Genomic DNA, 16750 nt, shown 5'->3' on the forward strand with positions numbered 1-16750 from the left:
GTCCCGGCGGGTCAGCCGTCTGAAACGCCAGCTTCGGCGAAGGTCGCCATGCCGCTGTGGCACGCCAGCGCCCCCTTCAGGACCTGAATGGCCAAAGCGGCCCCCGACCCTTCTCCAAGGCGCAACCCCAGCGACAAGAGCGGCGATTTTCCCAGCCGTGAAAGCAACGCCTGATGACCGCCCTCCGCGCTCTGATGGCCTGCAATTGCATGATCTAATGCGTGATCCGAGATCTCAGCAAGACACGCGGCCGCAGCACAGCAAATGAAGCCATCAAGGATCACCGGGATGCGCCGGATGCGCGCGGCGGCAATCGCTCCGGCCATTGCTGCGACCTCCCGACCGCCAAGGCAGCACAAAACGTCCAGACCGTCGCGACTGTCATGAAGCGCCACAGCCTCAGCGACCACCTGTGTTTTCAACGAGAGTGCTTCATCCCCTACTCCGGTGCCTCGTCCCGTCCAGTCGCTAGCCACACCGCCGTACAGAGCATTGCAGATTGCCGCAGCAGATGTGGTGTTACCGATGCCCATTTCGCCGACAACCAGCAGGTCAGTGTCGGAATGCACAGCTGACCACCCTGTTTGCAACGCTTGAAGAAGTTCTTCCTCGCTCATCGCGGGCTCACGCGTGAAATCAGCAGTCGGACGTTCCAAGTCCAACGCATGCACATCCATCCGTGCGCCGGCAAGCCGCGCCAGCTGGTTGATCGCCGCACCACCTGCCTTGAAATTGGCAACCATCTGCACGGTGACCTCGGGCGGAAAAGCTGAAACCCCACGCGCTGTCACGCCGTGATTCCCTGCAAATACAATTACTTGCGGGGTTTTGATTTCTGGGCGATCCGTCTTGCGCCAACTTCCGTACCAAATCGCGATCTCTTCCAATTGCCCCAACGCGCCGGGCGGCTTCGTTAGTTGACCGTTGCGGGCCTCGCAGGCAGAACGAGCTGCAGCATCCGCGGCAGGCGCCTGCGCGAGGGCATTGCGAAAATCGGAAAGTGTATTCAGGTCTGGCAGCATCAAAAGCCTCGTTGCGTCGCACCGCACCGCACAGGTAAAGCGGTGTCAGACCTGTTTACCGCTCTCGCCCCGTGCCGAGAAGCCCTGCCAGAGGCATCGACATGCGAAAAAACGACTTCAAAGCAATCGATTTACTGCTGGCCTTGGTTCTGTTGACCCGTCTGCCCTTACCACATCTGCCCAAAGCCTCTTTTGCACGGCAGTCGCGCGCGGTCTGGGCCTTTCCATTGGCCGGCGCGGTTGTGGGCCTGTTGGCAGTGATCACCGCAGCATTGGCATTGATGTGGTGGCCCCCGGTGATTGCGGCGGGTTTAACCCTTGCGGCGCAAGTGACGCTGACCGGAGCCATGCACGAAGATGGGCTAGCAGATACCGCTGATGGGTTTTGGGGAGGTTTCGAGCCTGCACGACGGCTGGAGATCATGAAGGATAGCCAGATCGGCACCTATGGCGTGTTGGCACTGATCCTCGGGCTTGGGCTGCGCTGGAGCATTCTTGCAGCATTGTTTAGCGCTGGAGCAATCTGGGCCCCAGTTGCGCTTGCGGCGCTTAGCCGTGCTGCAATGCCGGTGATGATGGCGCGTATGCCCAATGCGCGCGGCAGCGGGTTGGCACATACGGTCGGTCGCCCCAGCCTAACCGCAACGACCTTTGGCATTCTCATTGCTCTGCTGTTGGGTGTGCTTTGCATGGGCTGGGCGATTTTGGGAGCGGCACTGATTTTGGTTCCCCTGCTGATTGGCCTGCGCAGGCTCGCCATGGCCAAGATTGGAGGCCAGACCGGAGATGTCTTGGGCACCACACAACAACTGAGCGAAATCGCACTGGGGCTGATGTTCCTCGCATTGATCTGACGCAATGAAAAAGGCCGCCCTTATCAGGCGGCCTTTCGAAATTTCAGCCCTCAGAGATCAGGCCGCGCGGGACGTCAGAACCTCGTCCACCTGCTTTGCGGCAGCGATCTCATCACCACCAGATACGGCTGCAACCTCACGGGTCAGACGCTCGAGCGCTGCTTCATAAAGCTGACGCTCAGAGTAGCTCTGCTCGCGCTGATCATCGGTGCGGTGCAGGTCACGCACCACTTCTGCGATGGAGATCAGATCGCCAGAGTTGATCTTCTGTTCGTATTCCTGCGCCCGGCGGGACCACATGGCACGCTTGACCTTGGCCTTGCCCTTCAGCGTCTTCATCGCCTGATTGATAACATCAGGGGACGACAACGAGCGCATGCCAATGTCGACAGCCTTGTGAGTCGGAACCCGCAGGGTCATCTTGTCTTTTTCAAAGGTGATCACGAATAGCTCCAGCTTGTAGCCGGCCACTTCCTGCTCCTCAATCGAGATGATCTGTCCAACCCCATGGGCCGGATAGACAATGAAATCGTTGGGGCGGAACTCGAGCTTCTTCGATTTGGTCATACAGGTCTTTCCTCGCGATGACACGGCAATCATGCCGTTTTGGCTACGCCAAAGAGGACCCTCGCGGAACATAAACTATGCCCGCCGGGTGTCGGTTCGGCGCAGAAAACCCACCAAGAGACCCATCTTAGCGTGGGTCATCACGGCAGGCGGTATTCTACGTGTTTCATTTCATCGATAGAATATAGCATAAAAACGCGCCCTCCGAAAGGCGGAGAGCACGTCATTGTGAGGCCTAGCGCGGCGTTTCACGTCGAATTCGCGCAATTATATCGCGCGACATGGCAGAGCTTAGCCGCCCTCACCCGGGGCTTCGGAGAAATACTTCTCCAGTTTGCCCTCTTCGCCGTCACGCTCCTCATATCCCGGCATCGGATCCTTTTTGGATACGATGACCGGCCAGAGTTCGGCATACTTGCGGTTAAACTCCACCCATTGATCCATATCCGGCTCAGTATCCGGACGAATCGCGTCGGCGGGGCATTCCGGCTCGCATACGCCACAGTCGATGCATTCATCGGGGTGGATCACCAGTGTGTTCTCACCCTCGTAGAAACAGTCAACCGGGCATACCTCGACGCAATCGGTGTACTTGCAAGCAATACAATTGTCCGTAACGACGTAGGTCATCTTGGCTTGGATCCCGTTTCAAGTGTCTGGGCGATTAGCTAATCCACAAGAGCAACGGCTTCAAGCCGTCAATGCCCCTCCCAGACACGAGTAAGACCAAGCGCCCTGCGCTCTTTCTTATCCGGGCGACCTTTTCCTTCGTATTTCGGATTGGCAGGCGGTTTGTCCTGCTTCTCTGTCATATCGAAGTACAATGTCTGGGCTTCGGGCGCAGGTCCGCGCCGTTCAGAGAGCGCAAGGACGCGTACGACGCGCACCTGATGCCCCTGAGAGAAGGTCAGAACGTCACCAACAGCGACGTTCTGAGAGGGCTTTGAGGCCTTGGAGCCATTTACGCGGACATGACCGGCGCCGACTTGTTTGGCTGCCAGCGAGCGGGTTTTGAAAAACCGCGCATGCCACAGCCATTTGTCGACCCGCATCTTGTCCGCGTGATCGCTCATCGCGAGATCAATCGCCCTGCTTCAGCCCCATAAGAGCTGCCGCAAAGGGATTATCGGGATCGATCTGCTTTTCCTTCTTGGGCGGGCGCGCAGAATAGGTTTTGCCGCCCTTGTCGCCACCGCGATCCGGGCGACCGCCTTTTTTGCCGCCGGGTTTGCCTTGCGGTTTGCCCCCGCTACGCGGCTTACCCCGCCCAGCGCCATCCGCTTTAGCGCCACGGCCCTCACCACGGCGTTGACCGCGTGCGTTGTTGCCCTGACGGTTATTGCGCCCCCAAGTGAAGGTGTAGAACACCTCAATCTCAGGTTCCTCCACAGCAGCGTCTGCGGCCTCACCCACAGGGGTTTCCGTCTCAGCGGTCTCGGCAATCGGCTCAGCGACATCGGCGTCAGAAGGTTCTGCTGCAACGGGTGCAACACCTTCATCGGCGATCTCTGCAGTGCCTGCGGGAACATCAGCCGGTGCATCTGCCGCAGCACCCTCGACAGGCGCTGCCGCTGGGGTGTTTTCAGCCTCAGCAGCTGCATCCATAACCGGTTGGTCCGCTGCAGGGGTGCCGCCATCCTTCACGACCTCATCAACAGCTTTGACCTTAACCCGTTCGCCCTTTTCGGCGCGGTAGCCAAGGCCCTGCATCAGATCAGAGAACTGCTCCAGCGTCATACCGGTGATCGACAGCATATCGGGTTTGGCCTCAAAGCCCCCACGGCTGTCTTCGTTGCGCAGCAGATCAGCCAGACGCTCCAGCATGTCGATACGGATCATGCGTTGGCCTGCCGAACGATAGCCTGCCATCGTGTCATAGCCTTCGGGCGCATCCGGCATGGAGGGCACGGTGACCAGCCCCGGAGGCGGTGCCTCTGGGAATTCCTGCAGACCATTTGCAAGCGACCACAACAGCAAACGCAGGCGAGTCGGTGCAGGTTTCAGCAACAGCGGCATGAAGATGGTGAACTGACCGAATCGAATGCCGTGTTTGCGCAGCGCGCCACGGGCGTCCTGGTCCAGATCTTTCACTTCCTGCGCAACGCCGGCACGGGGCAGAATGCCCAGCCCTTCAACCATGCGGAAGGCAAAGCCACGAGCAAGCCCGGTCAGTGCCTCATCTTTTTGCAGGTTGATCAGAGGCTCAAACAGCGCCTGAATCTTGCGAGAGATGAAATGTTGCAGACGGCGTTCGACCTTTTGGGCCACATCTGGCCCTGCAGTCTCATCGACAAAAACCTCGATCTGCGGAGAAAGCGCATCCGCACCAGCAACAAGTTTGCCGACCGCATGCTCACCCCACATCAGGCCGCCCTGATCGGTGTAATCAATTTCAGTATCGGGTGCGTTGTAGAACCGGTCCGCGCGCAGATGATACTGCGGAGCGAGCGCTTGCAAGGACGCCGATTTCAGCGCCTTGGCTTCTGCGCCCTGCGCGGTTTTGTCCGGCGAGAACCGGAAGCCTTCAAGCTTACCGACGAATTCGCCTTCGACGGTGACTTCACCCTGGTCATTTACTTCGGCCAAAAGGGCCTCCTTCTGTTTGAGCCGCCGCAACAAAACTGATGTGCGCCGGTCCACAAATCGTTGCGTAAGACGCTCATGCAAGGCGTCAGACAACCTGTCTTCTACAGTGCGGGTCTCCTCCCGCCAATGACTTTCGTCACGCAACCAACCGTTTCGCTGCGCGACATAGGTCCATGTGCGGATAAACGCCAAGCGTTTCGACAATGTGTCAATATCACCTTCCGTACGGTCAAGTCGCCGAATTTGGCGAGAGAACCACTCATCCGGCACCACTCCACCGTCCTGCAGATAACCAAATATCCCGCTGAGCAGTGAGGAATGCTCTGCATGGCTGATGCCGCGGAAGTCGGGTATGCGGCAGACATCCCACAAAAGACGTACCGTTGCCGCATCACTGGCCCTGTCGCGAATTGCCGCATCCTGCGCCAGCGATTTGAGCGCCATCAGATCGTCGGCCTCACGCGCCTTGATCAGTACTTCATGATTGGGACTTGATTCGAGCGAGGCAATCAGTGCCTCAATCGTGCCAAACCGCAGATCCGCAGAGCGCCAATTCAGTTTTTGCAGTGGCGTAAAGCGATGATCCATGATCGCCTGCGCAACGCCCTCGTCAAGCGGACGTGCATCACCCGTGACGCCAAAGCTGCCATGGCTCATTCCTCGGCCCGCACGACCTGCAATCTGTGCCAGCTCGTTAGGCGCAAGCGGGCGCATCCTGCGGCCATCAAACTTTGAGGTCGACGAAAATGCAACGTGATCCACATCGAGGTTCAACCCCATGCCGATTGCATCCGTCGCCACGAGGTAATCCACCTCGCCGTTTTGATAGAGCGCCACCTGCGCGTTTCGTGTGCGGGGCGACAGTGCGCCCATCACCACCGCAGCGCCGCCTTTCTGACGGCGGATCAACTCGGCGATGGCATAAACACTATCGACGCTGAAACCCACAATGGCCGTTCTCGGTGGCATGCGGGAGATCTTTTTTGATCCTGCATAGACCAGCTCCGACATCCGTTCGCGGCGCACGAACTCGACACCCGGCACCAGCGCTGAAATCGGCCCGCGCATGGTATCCGCGCCCAGAAACAGCGTCTCTTTCAAACCGCGGGACCGTAGCAGACGGTCGGTAAAGACATGACCACGCTCAGGGTCAGCACAAAGCTGGATTTCGTCAATCGCGAGGAAATCACAGCCCATACCCTCTGGCATCGCTTCCACCGTGCAGATCCAATACTGCGCGCGTGGCGGCACGATACGTTCCTCGCCGGTCACCAATGCCACGACCGAAGGGCCACGTAGCTTTACGATTTTATCGTAAACTTCACGCGCAAGCAGACGCAGCGGGAAACCCATGATCCCGGTCCGATATCCAAGCATACGGTCAATGGCGTAGTGGGTCTTGCCTGTATTGGTCGGGCCAAGGACGGCCACAACCCGGGATGCAGAAGTCATTGCATCAATCTCCACGCGCCTGGATGCGACTCAACGGCCTGACATCAGGGAATAAAATCAGGGATCACCCGTTTGCAGACCTCGTTAAAGTGCCTGCCCGCCCACCACTGTGGACAGACGATCCAGAGCCTTGGTTACTTCCTCATGATACGGATGTATAGCCTTGGCCCGCTCGTAAGCAGCATAAGCGCGCTCTGGATCTCCAAAGAACTCAAACACCTGCCCAAGACCGAAGATGGCGTTGTAGTCGTTTGGGTTCAAGGCCAAGGCACGCTCCAGATCGGCAACGGCGGGGCCAAACAGCTCTGCGTGGAAAAAAGCACGTGCCCGCTCGGACCAGCCCTCTGCAAAATCGGGCGCATGATCCGTAAGCGCAGTCAGATGCTCAATCGCCGCCGGCCAATCCTGCCGTTCCATCGCATCGCGCCCCCGGCGCAACAAAAGATCCATGGCAGCAGAACCGCTCTTGCTCCAAAGGGCCTGTAATTCCCGCTCCACAGCTGCTGCGTCTGTCGGGTCGGCGTCCTCGAGACGTTCCAAAAGCTGCGCCTCGCTCAACGCAGAGAGGTTCGCCCCTGACTGCGCCGCCAAAATTGAAGGCAAACAGGGGATGACGACCAAAGAGATTGCCGCCACGATAGCTTTGAGATTCGTGCAAGTTCTGCCCATAGTGCAAAGGGTAACGGCACAGGGCCGAATTACCAGTGCCCGGACCACAGGATTCACGGTTTTGTGCGCAGGCACGGACCCCTACACAGGAAAGACAGTTATGAGCGACACTCTGGAACAGGCAGCCGCAACGCTGAACGAGAAGATGGACGGCGGCTTTGAAAGCTCTGCCAAGTTCGAAATCACCGGGATGGGTTCCATCATTCTTGACGCCAATGGCGCGCGCGTCGGGGACGAAGAGGCAGAGGTCACCATGACTGCAGATGCAGAGACCTTTCAGGAGATCCTCTCCGGCGAACTCAACCCGACTGCGGCCTTTATGGGCGGCAAGTTGACCATTGACGGTGACATGGGCGTCGCAATGCAGTTGGCACAAGCGCTGGCCTGACGACAATGAAGGATCAGCCAATGGCAGAGACCTCCCCCGCGCCGTTTTTCACTGAGATCGCGCGCGGCCCGGATGGTGGCGAGGCCCATTGGCTGGCCACCCGCGATGGCCAGCGTATTCGTGCAGGCCATTGGCGACCAACAGGTGAGGCACTCGGCACAATCTTGATGTTTCCCGGCCGCACCGAATATATTGAAAAATACGGCCCCTTTGCATCAGAGATGACCGAGCGTGGCTTTGCCGTGCTGGCAGTGGACTGGCGCGGACAGGGGCTGGCTGACCGCGCGCTGGCAGATCGACGGCTTGGCCATGTCGATCATTTTGATGATTTCCAGCAAGATGTCGCCGCGCTGATGGATCATGCCAGAACGCTTGATCTGCCACAGCCTTGGTATCTGATTGGCCATTCCATGGGCGGCGCCATTGGTCTGCGCGCGCTATACGAGGGGCTGCCGGTCGCAGCCTGCGCCTTTACTGCGCCCATGTGGGGCATTCGCATTCCCTTCGCGTTGCGTCCTGCAGCCCGTTTGCTGGCGCGATTTGGGGCGGCGTTTGGGCTCAGTGAAAAGCTGGTCCCCACAACCACCATCGAACAATACGTTCAAGTCACCCCGTTTGAAGGCAACACGCTGACCACAGACGCGGATATGTACGCGTTTTTACAGCTACAGATGGCGAAAAAACCGGATCTCGTTTTGGGAGGCCCCACAGTCCAGTGGTTGGCACAGGCGATGATTGAATGCGCCGCCTTGCGCGAAAAACCCTCTCCCAATGTGCCCTGTGTTACGTTCTTGGGCGAAAACGAGCAAATCGTCTCCACCGAAGCCGTGCATGATCGAATGACGCGCTGGCCATCGGGGACATTGGATCTGGTCCCTGAGGCACAGCATGAAATTCTGATGGAACAACTTCACATCCGAACCCGTGTCTGCGATGCCATTGCCACCCACTTTAAGGAACATAAATTAACTCAATGACATAAATCCGCTGTAAGCGGGTGAAAGATCTGAACAGACGACCAGCGCCGCGCACCCACAGGGTGCGCGGCGCTGGTCGTTTCGGGCAAAGCCCGAAGCGAAACACCTCTCAGAGGTTTCTACGCAACCCACCCGCTCTGCGCTTGTGCCTCCGGGTTCTGGGACCTAAGTGTTTGAGGAACCGATACACGGGCTACCGCGGCGTTCTCTTAGGCCGCTTGCACGCCCATTCAGCCACCAGACGGAGGTCCTATGTTCCAACTCCCCTTCCCCGTACGCGACGCCAATGCCTCTTCCGGATCTGGAGATCTTGGCAAATTGCCGGAATGGGACCTGAGCGATCTTTACGCAGGCGAAGATGCGCCGGAATTGTCCCGCGATCTCGATTGGCTTCAAAAAGAGTGTGCAGGTTTTGCCGCGGATTATGAGGGAAAGCTCGCCGATCTCGACGCCGATGGCTTGTTAACCTGCGTGCATCGCAATGAGGAAATCAACAATATCGCCGGTCGCATCATGTCCTATGCGGGCCTGCGCTACTACCAACTGACCACCGATGCCGATCGTGCTAAATTCCTGTCCGACGTTCAGGAAAAGGTCACCGTCTTCACCACCCCGCTGGTGTTCTTCACGCTGGAGATCAACCGGATCGAGGATGCGACCCTGGACGCGCTGTTTGCTGCCAATGCCGATCTCGCCCGCTACAAGCCGGTGTTCGACCGCATCCGCGCGATGAAGCCCTATCAGCTCTCGGACGAGCTGGAACGCTTCATGCATGACCTCGGCATCGTCGGCGACGCCTGGGAAAAACTCTTTGACGAGACCATCGCCGGCCTCACGTTTGAAATCGACGGTGAGGAGCTGGGCATCGAGGCGACGCTCAACTTCCTGACCGAACAGGACCGCAGCAAGCGTGAGGCAGCGGCGCGCGAACTCGCCCGCGTCTTTGCCGACAACATCAAGATCTTTGCCCGCGTGCACAACACGCAAGCCAAGGAAAAAGAGATCATCGACCGCTGGCGCGGCATGCCCAGCCCGCAGATGGGCCGCCATCTCTCGAACGACGTCGAACCCGAGGTGGTCGAGGCCCTGCGCGAGGCTGTCGTGGCCGCCTACCCAAAACTCAGCCACCGCTATTACGAGCTGAAGCGCAAATGGCTTGGTCTGGACCGCATGCAGGTCTGGGACCGCAACGCGCCCTTGCCGATGGAAACCACCCGCATTGTCGACTGGGACGAGGCCCGCGCCACGGTGATGGAGGCCTACGAGGCCTTTGACCCGCGCATGGGCGAGCTGGCACAGCCCTTCTTTGACAAGGGCTGGATCGACGCGGGCGTGAAACCCGGCAAGGCCCCCGGTGCCTTTGCCCATCCGACCGTCACCAATGTGCACCCCTATGTGATGCTGAACTACCTCGGCAAGCCGCGCGACGTGATGACATTGGCGCATGAGCTGGGCCACGGCGTGCATCAGGTGCTGGCCGCGGATCAGGGCGAGATGCTGTCCTCCACGCCGCTGACGCTGGCGGAAACCGCGTCTGTCTTTGGCGAGATGCTGACTTTCCGCAAGATGCTGGAGAAGGCCAAGACCAAGGAAGAGCGCAAGGTGCTGCTCGCCGGCAAGGTCGAGGACATGATCAACACGGTTGTGCGGCAGATCGCCTTTTATGACTTCGAGTGCAAACTGCACGCCGCCCGTGCCGAGGGCGAACTCACACCCGAGGACATCAACGCCCTGTGGATGAGCGTTCAGGCGGAATCTCTGGGCGAAGGCTTTGACTTCATGGAGGGCTACGAGACCTTCTGGGCCTATATCCCGCATTTTGTGCATTCGCCTTTCTACGTCTATGCCTATGCCTTTGGCGACGGCTTGGTGAATGCACTCTACTCGGTCTACGCCGAAGGCGCCGAGGGGTTTGAGGACAAGTATTTCGACCTGCTGAAAGCGGGTGGCTCCAAGCACCACAAAGAGCTGCTAGCGCCCTTTGGTCTGGACGCCTCCGATCCCAAATTCTGGGACAAGGGTCTGTCGATGATCTCCGGCCTCATTGACGAGCTGGAAGCGATGGAGGACTAACACCTCCCCCACTTCGAGAGGAGCGCGACAATCCGCTTCTCGCGCCTGGAAACGCCCGCCGCGTCGTGACGGCGGGCGTTTTTTATGCATCTTTGCGTCAGTATGGCAGTAGAATCGAACATAAACTTCTTGCGGCTGAGCCAGTCCGACCATGATCTGGTCCGCCATATCGAGGTCGCCCCTGAACAGATCGTCTATTGCGGCACAGTCGATATGGCTTTCGCTGCGGCTGAGGAAGACCTCGACCTCTATGCGATACTCGCAGCGAACAAAGCCGTTGGGTTCTTCAAAATAGATCTGAAGTTTCCGCGCACCTACAGCTTCGCGCGCGAGGGGGATCTGGGGCTGAGGGCCTTCATGATTGACCATCGCCAACAAGGACTCGGTCTGGGTAAAGCCACCTTGCAAGCGTTACCGGCTGCATTGCGCAAATTGTACCCCGCAGCACAAGCCTTGGTTATGACCGTAAATCTGCGCAATCCAATCGCAGTCCGAAGCTACCTTGGGGCCGGTTTTGTCGACACGGGCGAGCTCTATGAAGGTGGGTTAGCGGGCCCGCAACACGTGATGCGCCTGCCACTGGCAAGGGCCTGAAACCACCTCTTATCCTTATTTCAACTGGCTGTCTTTGCTGCCGCGCCTGTTGAGCCCACCACGGGCTTTCAACGTGCCATCGCGTTCCTGCTGGCACTCGATACAGAGTTTCACACCCGGTATCGCACGTTGCCGGGCCACAGGAATTTCTTCTTCGCAATCTGCACAATGTGTGAGGCTCTCGCCTTGCAATGCCGGGCGGGACTTAAGCCGTGCAAGCTCATCCGAAATTGATGCCTCAATCTGCTCACTCACTGCGCCATCTTTTGCCCAGCCACCCGCCATTTAAGCCACCCTCACGTATCTCGGAGTAAGATGTTAGCACCGGCCTCCCGCAGGAGACCGGTTACAGAGATAAACTGGTGCGATTCGCCCGCCGATCAAAGATCCGTTGCAACCTTGAACACACCGTCGATCATCGCCTGGGTTCCGCGCGAGAACTCCAGCGGGCATGGGTAGGCCACACCTTCGCGCAAACTGTGCCCGAAGGCTTCCACCTGCAGCTTGTAATGGTCTGCCACCGGGAAACGCTCCTCGCTCATCCGTCCAGAACCTCCCGCATGGGACGACTGATGTAACTCCAGTCGTGCCTCGCCAAAGACGCGGGGATTAAACGGTGCGGTCAGGCGCAACACCCCTTTGTCTCCGTGAAACGCCATCTCTTGATAAGGCTGAAGACGGGTGCTCACATAGGCGGTGTAAAGGAAGCTCGGGAACTTTGCCTGCACGTTTGACAGCACATCAACACCGTTTTCCCATTCAATCTGCGCGCTGATCTCTTGCGGCTCTTCACCTGTCACAAATCGCGTTGATCCAAAGACATAAACGCCAATGTCTCGCAGCGCACCGCCCCCGGTTTCTGGTCGGTTGCGAATGTTGTCGACATCGGCCCGGTTATCGAAAGAGAATTTACCTGAGACATGTTTGACCTGCCCAAGCGCCCCGGATTGCACCAGTTCTCGCGCGCGTTGCCACTGTGGGTGGTGCACAATCATATAGGCCTCTGCCGCCAGCACGCCCGCCTCATCTCGCGCTGCAATCAGCTGATCGAACTCCGCTTCGCGCAGCGCGGCTGGCTTTTCCACCAGAACATGTTTTCCCGCCTGCATGGCCTTGAGCGCCCATTCCACATGCAGGTGATTGGGGAGCGGGATGTAAACCGCATCGATTGAGGGATCCGCCAGGAGCGCCTCATAACTCTGGTGGACTGCAATTCCCGGCGCAAAGGCCTGAAACGGAGCCGCCTTCTCCGCACTGGAGGTCGCAAGCGCCGCAAGCTCCGCCCCATTGGCGGCATGAATAGCCGGGCCCATATGTTCACGTGCGAACTTTGCCGCACCCAGAATGCCCCAGCGCACAGGTTTCGTCATTTTAGGCCTCCCACGATCCCAACCTTACAGTGTTTGCGCTCACAGTAGCCATATAACCGCGCCTCAGCAAACATCGCGCAATACATCTGTAATGACGCATAGGGTTGAACTTGCGATTTCTTGTCGTAGCCTGTCCTTAAAACCCTCATGAGGATCTTATCAATGGCAACTCTTGCGAGATGGTTCAGACGGCTGTTGATTATCAGCGCTTTGGGCATCGTTGCGTTTTTTGTGTTCGCGCCTGCCTACCTCGACAAGCAGCGCAATCCGGTTATTGAGCATGCCCCCTACGCCGTCAGCGACGCCGCACGCACCCTGCACGACAGTCTGGTGATTGGTGATCTGCGCGCAGATCCGCTGCTGTGGAAACGCGACCTCACCAAGCGCAATACGCGCGGGCAGATGGATATTCCCCGCCTCATTGAGGGCAACGTCACGCTGCAGGTCTTCACCGCCGTGACCAAATCGCCGGCAGGACAGAATATTCACCAAAATGAGGCCGACGCGCGGGACAACATCACCCTGCTTGCGATTGGGCAGCTTTGGCCCGTCCCCACATGGACCTCCCTTTATGAACGAGCACTACATCAAGCAAAGAAGCTGCATCGATTTCAGGAACGGTCCGACGGGCGCCTGAGGATTATCCGCACCGAAGCCGATCTGGATGCCCTGCTGGACCTGAAACGCGCAGGTGAGGACGTGGTCGGCGGTCTGCTTGGCATCGAAGGGGCTCACCCGCTCGAGGGCGATCTCGATAAGCTGCAGGGGCTGGTGGATGCGGGATACAGGCTGATCGCGCTGCAGCATTTCTTTGACAATGCGCTTGGGGGTTCTTTGCATGGGACAGGGGATCATGGCCTCACTGACTTTGGTCGTGCCGTTGTCACCGCCACCGTTGAGCAAGGGCTGATCCTTGATGTTGCGCATTCAAGTCCGCAGGTGGTGCGTGATGTGATTGCCATGACCGACGTCCCCTTGGTGCTGTCGCATACCGGTATCCACAAGGCTTGTCCGGTCAAACGCAACCTGCCTGATGATCTGATGCGCGACATCGCCGCGACCGGTGGTGTGATTGGAATCGGCTACTGGGCGAACGCGGTTTGTGACACCTCCCCCGCAGGCGTTGCGAAGGCGATACGCAGTGCAATTGAGGTGGTCGGCGAGAATCATGTCGCGCTTGGTTCTGACTTTGATGGATCGGTTAAGACGGCTTTCGACACCTCAGAGCTTGCCGCGCTTACTCAGGCGATGCTCGATGAGGGCCTGAGCGAGACACAAATTCGCAAGATCGCGGGCGGCAATATGCTCCGCGTCGTTCGGGCCCACCTCGACTAACGGCAATCCGTTTTTGAAACTGACCTCACGCTATTGAGTTGCAAGGATTTTTCCTTGCAACTCAAATCTGACTCCAAAAGTCAGGAACTTAATCCCGATAACAATAGTCAAGTATTTGATTTTGTTGAATTTTCTCGTTGACGCCTTTCGGATCAAAGGATAAAAAGGTCTCAACTGCAGCAAGCCAGATGAACAGGCCGCCAGCAGCAAGCCATCCAGCAAGGCACCTTCGGGTCCCAGCCAGATCGCAAGCGAAGCCAGCTCCCCATGTCATAAAGCCAGCATAAAGCAGTCCGCGCTGTTGCCCGCCACGCAGATACGTCGCCAGCACCGCAGCGCTATCTAGGCAGATCATTCGCAAGCCCAGCCCGACCACTGCCTTACTTTGGCATGTCCAGCTGCCCGCCCGATCAACCAAGAGTTTCTTTTTGAAATTTGAGGAATGCTCACGCGCGCAACCGAGCCAGCCAGCCCTCCCCCAGATTATCTCTGCTCCTCTACAATCTGCGTAGCATCAACACAAAAGGGGCCACCCTGATGGGTGACCCCTTTCCATGTCCGCGCCGAGGGAGAAAGGCGCATCATTGGACAATTTCTGCGAAGCGCGGCTCAGACGGGCTGCAACATCCCTTTGCCAGCAGCCAATTCGCGCATCTTCTTTTGCAGCTTCTCAAACGCGCGCACTTCGATCTGCCGGATACGCTCGCGGCTCACGTCGTACTGAACGCTCAACTCTTCCAGCGTCTTGGCCTGATCTGCCAGACGACGCTGTGTCAGAATATCTTTCTCGCGATCATTGAGAACGCTCATTGCCTCCGCCAAAAGCTCGCGGCGCGCCTGCAACTCGTCTTGGGCCTCGTAATCTCCAGCCTGATCGGCACCCTCATCCTCGAGCCAGTCTTGCCACTGCATGGTGCTATCACCATCGCCGCCGACCATCGCATTGAGAGATGCATCCCCACCGGACATCCGGCGGTTCATCGAGATCACCTCATCCTCGGTCACTCCAAGGTCAGTTGCGATCTTCTTCACCGCTTCTGGGCGCAAATCGCCATCTTCGAGCGCACCGATACGAGCCTTTGCCTTGCGCAGGTTGAAGAACAGCTTCTTTTGCGCCGAGGTGGTGCCAAGCTTCACTAGGGACCAAGACCGCAGAATGTATTCCTGAATCGAGGCACGGATCCACCACATTGCGTAGGTGGCCAGCCGAAAGCCTTTTTCAGGGTCAAAGCGCTTCACCGCTTGCATCAAACCGACGTTGGCCTCGGAAATCACCTCCGCTTGCGGCAGCCCATAGCCGCGATAGCCCATCGCGATTTTAGCTGCGAGACGCAGGTGGGACGTGACCATTTTATGCGCCGCCTCAGTATCTTGCTCTTCGACCCAGCGCTTGGCCAGCATATATTCCTCTTCCGGCTCCAGAAGCGGGAATTTGCGGATTTCCTGCAGGTAGCGGTTCAGCCCACCTTCGGGAGACGGGGCGGGAAGATTTGCATAATTTGCCATCAGAACTGTCCCTTTCGAATTTGCAAGGACTTCAAGATCAGCCCATTTGAGTGTTGTGGTCGCCGTTTTCAAGCGACCCTTGCCCAGTCTTATACAAACACAACTACGCGTCCTCTGTGAAATGCGTCACAAAAGATCATGAAAAATCTCACATTTCCCATAACCATCTGAATAATATAAAAATAAATCAATCCTCAGAACAGCCGTGACACACCATTCACACCAGATCACGGCACTGAGAGCACTGTTTCACCCCCAGTACCGCTTCGATCACTTGCGTCGTTTTTCACCAAAACCCACGTTCTATTCACCTTTTCCAAATACCTCCGGGGTGAGAGCCGAACGGCTCGAGGGGCAGCGCCCCTTCTTCAACTCACATCATACCCAACCGAGACAATCGCCGCATGCAGCGCTTTGACAAAGAGGCTCTCTAGTGGTGTGGGCTCAGCATCTTGGCGCTGCATCAACCCGACCGGACCCTTTGTAAGAGATGTGTCAAACGGCAGGCGGATCAACCGCCCATCCGAGAGCTCATTGCGCACGACCCCATGTGAAATCATCCAAATCGCGTCCGTGTCTCGAGTATAGACGCGTGCAAAGGCACCCGAGACAGTCTCAATGCGCTGCGCCGGTTCTGACAATCCGTGACTGATCAACCAGCGCTCCACCTGCGGGCGAATGGCGGCCGTGGTCGGCGGAAATATCACTGGCCAACGAGACAGATCGTCGAGATCCGGCGCTGCAAGGCACGGATGGTCCGGTCTGACCACGCACACCACCTCTTCCGTGTAGAGTTGAGTAAAAGACACCCCCTGCATGGAAGCGGGGTCCCCCATCCGACCAATCACCATGCTCACCGCACCGTTACGCAGCATATCAATCAGCATGCCATGCGGCCCATCCGACAGCCGCAAAACGGCTTCTGGCGCGAGTCGTTGAAACCCTTCAGCCACTTTGGGCATCAGCCCCGCTGCAACGCTGGGCAACGCGCCGACCTTCACCTCCTGCTTCAGGATGCCACCGCGTGTTCTGTCAATGCTTTCCAACCCATGATCGAGCGCCGCCAGACTCATCCGGGCAAAATGCGCAAAAACCTCACCTGCTTCGGTCAGCTCAACTCCGGCCCGACTGCGCAATAACAGCGTTGTGCCGAGGATCTCTTCCAGTTCTTTTAGCGTGCGCGAAATGGCAGGCTGCGTCAGATGTAATCGCTCGCCCGCTGCCTTGAGGCTCCCGCATGACACGACCTCCAACAGACATTGCATGTGTCGGATTTTGACCAGTCGGGAGAGGTTATAGTTTACCATATTGGTATCTATATTTCCGAAATACTCATTTTTGAATGCAGAAATCGCAT

Annotated in this window: 17 protein-coding genes; 6 read left to right on the forward strand and 11 right to left on the reverse strand. The window is 57.9% G+C overall.

Annotation, left to right across the window (positions count from 1 at the left end; all coding sequences use genetic code 11):
- Positions 1-11: 11 nt before the first annotated feature.
- Complete coding sequence (gene cobT / locus QNI81_RS10085) at positions 12-1022, reverse strand: nicotinate-nucleotide--dimethylbenzimidazole phosphoribosyltransferase (protein ID WP_283966413.1); 1011 nt, start codon at positions 1020-1022, stop codon at positions 12-14.
- 101 nt (positions 1023-1123) lie between these two features.
- Here cobT and cobS point away from each other — a divergent pair, with 101 nt between their 5' ends.
- The gene (cobS, locus tag QNI81_RS10090; protein ID WP_283966414.1) at positions 1124-1876 is read left to right on the forward strand and encodes an adenosylcobinamide-GDP ribazoletransferase; all 753 of its coding nucleotides are present in this window, start codon (positions 1124-1126) and stop codon (positions 1874-1876) included.
- Between the two features lie 57 nt (positions 1877-1933).
- On the opposite strand, the gene QNI81_RS10095 is transcribed toward cobS, so the two are convergent.
- The 5 genes from QNI81_RS10095 to QNI81_RS10115 all read right to left on the reverse strand — a co-directional run bounded on the left by QNI81_RS10095 (position 1934) and on the right by QNI81_RS10115 (position 7150).
- Positions 1934-2443 (reverse strand): CarD family transcriptional regulator, encoded by a 510-nt coding sequence (locus QNI81_RS10095; protein WP_005606047.1) that lies wholly within the window; start codon positions 2441-2443, stop codon positions 1934-1936.
- Between the two features lie 291 nt (positions 2444-2734).
- The gene (gene fdxA / locus QNI81_RS10100) at positions 2735-3073 is read right to left on the reverse strand and encodes a ferredoxin FdxA (protein WP_005606051.1); all 339 of its coding nucleotides are present in this window, start codon (positions 3071-3073) and stop codon (positions 2735-2737) included.
- A 68-nt stretch (positions 3074-3141) separates the two neighbouring features.
- Positions 3142-3516 (reverse strand): RNA-binding S4 domain-containing protein, encoded by a 375-nt coding sequence (locus QNI81_RS10105; protein ID WP_283966415.1) that lies wholly within the window; start codon positions 3514-3516, stop codon positions 3142-3144.
- 7 nt (positions 3517-3523) lie between these two features.
- Positions 3524-6481 carry a helicase-related protein gene (locus QNI81_RS10110; protein WP_283966416.1) on the reverse strand — a complete coding sequence of 986 codons (2958 nt, stop codon included), beginning with the start codon at positions 6479-6481 and terminating at the stop codon, positions 3524-3526.
- Positions 6482-6565: 84 nt separating this feature from the next.
- Positions 6566-7150, reverse strand: coding sequence for a tetratricopeptide repeat protein (locus QNI81_RS10115; RefSeq protein ID WP_283966417.1), 585 nt, complete (start codon positions 7148-7150; stop codon positions 6566-6568).
- Between the two features lie 100 nt (positions 7151-7250).
- Between QNI81_RS10115 and QNI81_RS10120 the strand changes: the two genes are divergently transcribed.
- The 4 genes from QNI81_RS10120 (at position 7251) to QNI81_RS10135 (ending at position 11182) form a co-directional block, all read left to right on the forward strand.
- Entirely contained in the window at positions 7251-7538 is a 288-nt protein-coding gene (locus QNI81_RS10120) for an SCP2 sterol-binding domain-containing protein (protein ID WP_005606065.1), read from the forward strand.
- A 20-nt stretch (positions 7539-7558) separates the two neighbouring features.
- A complete protein-coding gene (locus QNI81_RS10125) occupies positions 7559-8515 on the forward strand; it encodes an alpha/beta hydrolase (RefSeq protein WP_283966418.1) in 957 nt (318 codons plus the stop codon).
- Positions 8516-8767: 252 nt separating this feature from the next.
- Positions 8768-10588, forward strand: coding sequence for a M3 family oligoendopeptidase (locus QNI81_RS10130; protein ID WP_283966419.1), 1821 nt, complete (start codon positions 8768-8770; stop codon positions 10586-10588).
- A gap of 84 nt (positions 10589-10672) precedes the next feature.
- On the forward strand, positions 10673-11182 hold the full coding sequence (locus QNI81_RS10135; protein ID WP_283966420.1) for a GNAT family N-acetyltransferase: 510 nt from the start codon (positions 10673-10675) through the stop codon (positions 11180-11182).
- A gap of 15 nt (positions 11183-11197) precedes the next feature.
- On the opposite strand, the gene QNI81_RS10140 is transcribed toward QNI81_RS10135, so the two are convergent.
- Together QNI81_RS10140 and QNI81_RS10145 are read right to left on the reverse strand one after the other, a co-directional pair.
- Positions 11198-11467 carry a DksA/TraR family C4-type zinc finger protein gene (locus tag QNI81_RS10140; protein WP_283966421.1) on the reverse strand — a complete coding sequence of 90 codons (270 nt, stop codon included), beginning with the start codon at positions 11465-11467 and terminating at the stop codon, positions 11198-11200.
- A 95-nt stretch (positions 11468-11562) separates the two neighbouring features.
- Complete coding sequence (locus tag QNI81_RS10145; protein ID WP_283966422.1) at positions 11563-12552, reverse strand: Gfo/Idh/MocA family protein; 990 nt, start codon at positions 12550-12552, stop codon at positions 11563-11565.
- A 162-nt stretch (positions 12553-12714) separates the two neighbouring features.
- Here QNI81_RS10145 and QNI81_RS10150 point away from each other — a divergent pair, with 162 nt between their 5' ends.
- Positions 12715-13887, forward strand: a complete 1173-nt coding sequence (locus QNI81_RS10150) for a dipeptidase (protein WP_283966423.1) — start codon at positions 12715-12717, stop codon at positions 13885-13887.
- A gap of 88 nt (positions 13888-13975) precedes the next feature.
- On the opposite strand, the gene QNI81_RS10155 is transcribed toward QNI81_RS10150, so the two are convergent.
- From QNI81_RS10155 to pcaQ, 3 genes are all read right to left on the reverse strand, one after another.
- The gene (locus tag QNI81_RS10155; RefSeq protein ID WP_283966424.1) at positions 13976-14242 is read right to left on the reverse strand and encodes a hypothetical protein; all 267 of its coding nucleotides are present in this window, start codon (positions 14240-14242) and stop codon (positions 13976-13978) included.
- Positions 14243-14496: 254 nt separating this feature from the next.
- On the reverse strand, positions 14497-15393 hold the full coding sequence (rpoH, locus tag QNI81_RS10160) for an RNA polymerase sigma factor RpoH (protein ID WP_005630124.1): 897 nt from the start codon (positions 15391-15393) through the stop codon (positions 14497-14499).
- A 368-nt stretch (positions 15394-15761) separates the two neighbouring features.
- Positions 15762-16700 (reverse strand): pca operon transcription factor PcaQ, encoded by a 939-nt coding sequence (gene pcaQ / locus QNI81_RS10165; protein WP_005630126.1) that lies wholly within the window; start codon positions 16698-16700, stop codon positions 15762-15764.
- Positions 16701-16750 lie beyond the last annotated feature (50 nt).

Origin of the sequence: Tritonibacter sp. AK171, assembly GCF_030127025.1 — a bacterium.
Taxonomy (GTDB): Bacteria; Pseudomonadota; Alphaproteobacteria; order Rhodobacterales; family Rhodobacteraceae; genus Epibacterium; species Epibacterium mobile.

What these genes read in the sequence shown, in the direction of transcription:
- cobT (WP_283966413.1), bottom strand. Translation starts at nt 1,022, where the DNA reads ATGCTGCCAGACCTGAATACACTTTCCGATTTTCGCAATGCCCTCGCG.
- cobS (WP_283966414.1), top strand. Translation starts at nt 1,124, where the DNA reads ATGCGAAAAAACGACTTCAAAGCAATCGATTTACTGCTGGCCTTGGTT.
- QNI81_RS10095 (WP_005606047.1), bottom strand. Translation starts at nt 2,443, where the DNA reads ATGACCAAATCGAAGAAGCTCGAGTTCCGCCCCAACGATTTCATTGTC.
- fdxA (WP_005606051.1), bottom strand. Translation starts at nt 3,073, where the DNA reads ATGACCTACGTCGTTACGGACAATTGTATTGCTTGCAAGTACACCGAT.
- QNI81_RS10105 (WP_283966415.1), bottom strand. Translation starts at nt 3,516, where the DNA reads ATGAGCGATCACGCGGACAAGATGCGGGTCGACAAATGGCTGTGGCAT.
- QNI81_RS10110 (WP_283966416.1), bottom strand. Translation starts at nt 6,481, where the DNA reads ATGACTTCTGCATCCCGGGTTGTGGCCGTCCTTGGCCCGACCAATACA.
- QNI81_RS10115 (WP_283966417.1), bottom strand. Translation starts at nt 7,150, where the DNA reads ATGGGCAGAACTTGCACGAATCTCAAAGCTATCGTGGCGGCAATCTCT.
- QNI81_RS10120 (WP_005606065.1), top strand. Translation starts at nt 7,251, where the DNA reads ATGAGCGACACTCTGGAACAGGCAGCCGCAACGCTGAACGAGAAGATG.
- QNI81_RS10125 (WP_283966418.1), top strand. Translation starts at nt 7,559, where the DNA reads ATGGCAGAGACCTCCCCCGCGCCGTTTTTCACTGAGATCGCGCGCGGC.
- QNI81_RS10130 (WP_283966419.1), top strand. Translation starts at nt 8,768, where the DNA reads ATGTTCCAACTCCCCTTCCCCGTACGCGACGCCAATGCCTCTTCCGGA.
- QNI81_RS10135 (WP_283966420.1), top strand. Translation starts at nt 10,673, where the DNA reads ATGCATCTTTGCGTCAGTATGGCAGTAGAATCGAACATAAACTTCTTG.
- QNI81_RS10140 (WP_283966421.1), bottom strand. Translation starts at nt 11,467, where the DNA reads ATGGCGGGTGGCTGGGCAAAAGATGGCGCAGTGAGTGAGCAGATTGAG.
- QNI81_RS10145 (WP_283966422.1), bottom strand. Translation starts at nt 12,552, where the DNA reads ATGACGAAACCTGTGCGCTGGGGCATTCTGGGTGCGGCAAAGTTCGCA.
- QNI81_RS10150 (WP_283966423.1), top strand. Translation starts at nt 12,715, where the DNA reads ATGGCAACTCTTGCGAGATGGTTCAGACGGCTGTTGATTATCAGCGCT.
- QNI81_RS10155 (WP_283966424.1), bottom strand. Translation starts at nt 14,242, where the DNA reads ATGATCTGCCTAGATAGCGCTGCGGTGCTGGCGACGTATCTGCGTGGC.
- rpoH (WP_005630124.1), bottom strand. Translation starts at nt 15,393, where the DNA reads ATGGCAAATTATGCAAATCTTCCCGCCCCGTCTCCCGAAGGTGGGCTG.
- pcaQ (WP_005630126.1), bottom strand. Translation starts at nt 16,700, where the DNA reads ATGGTAAACTATAACCTCTCCCGACTGGTCAAAATCCGACACATGCAA.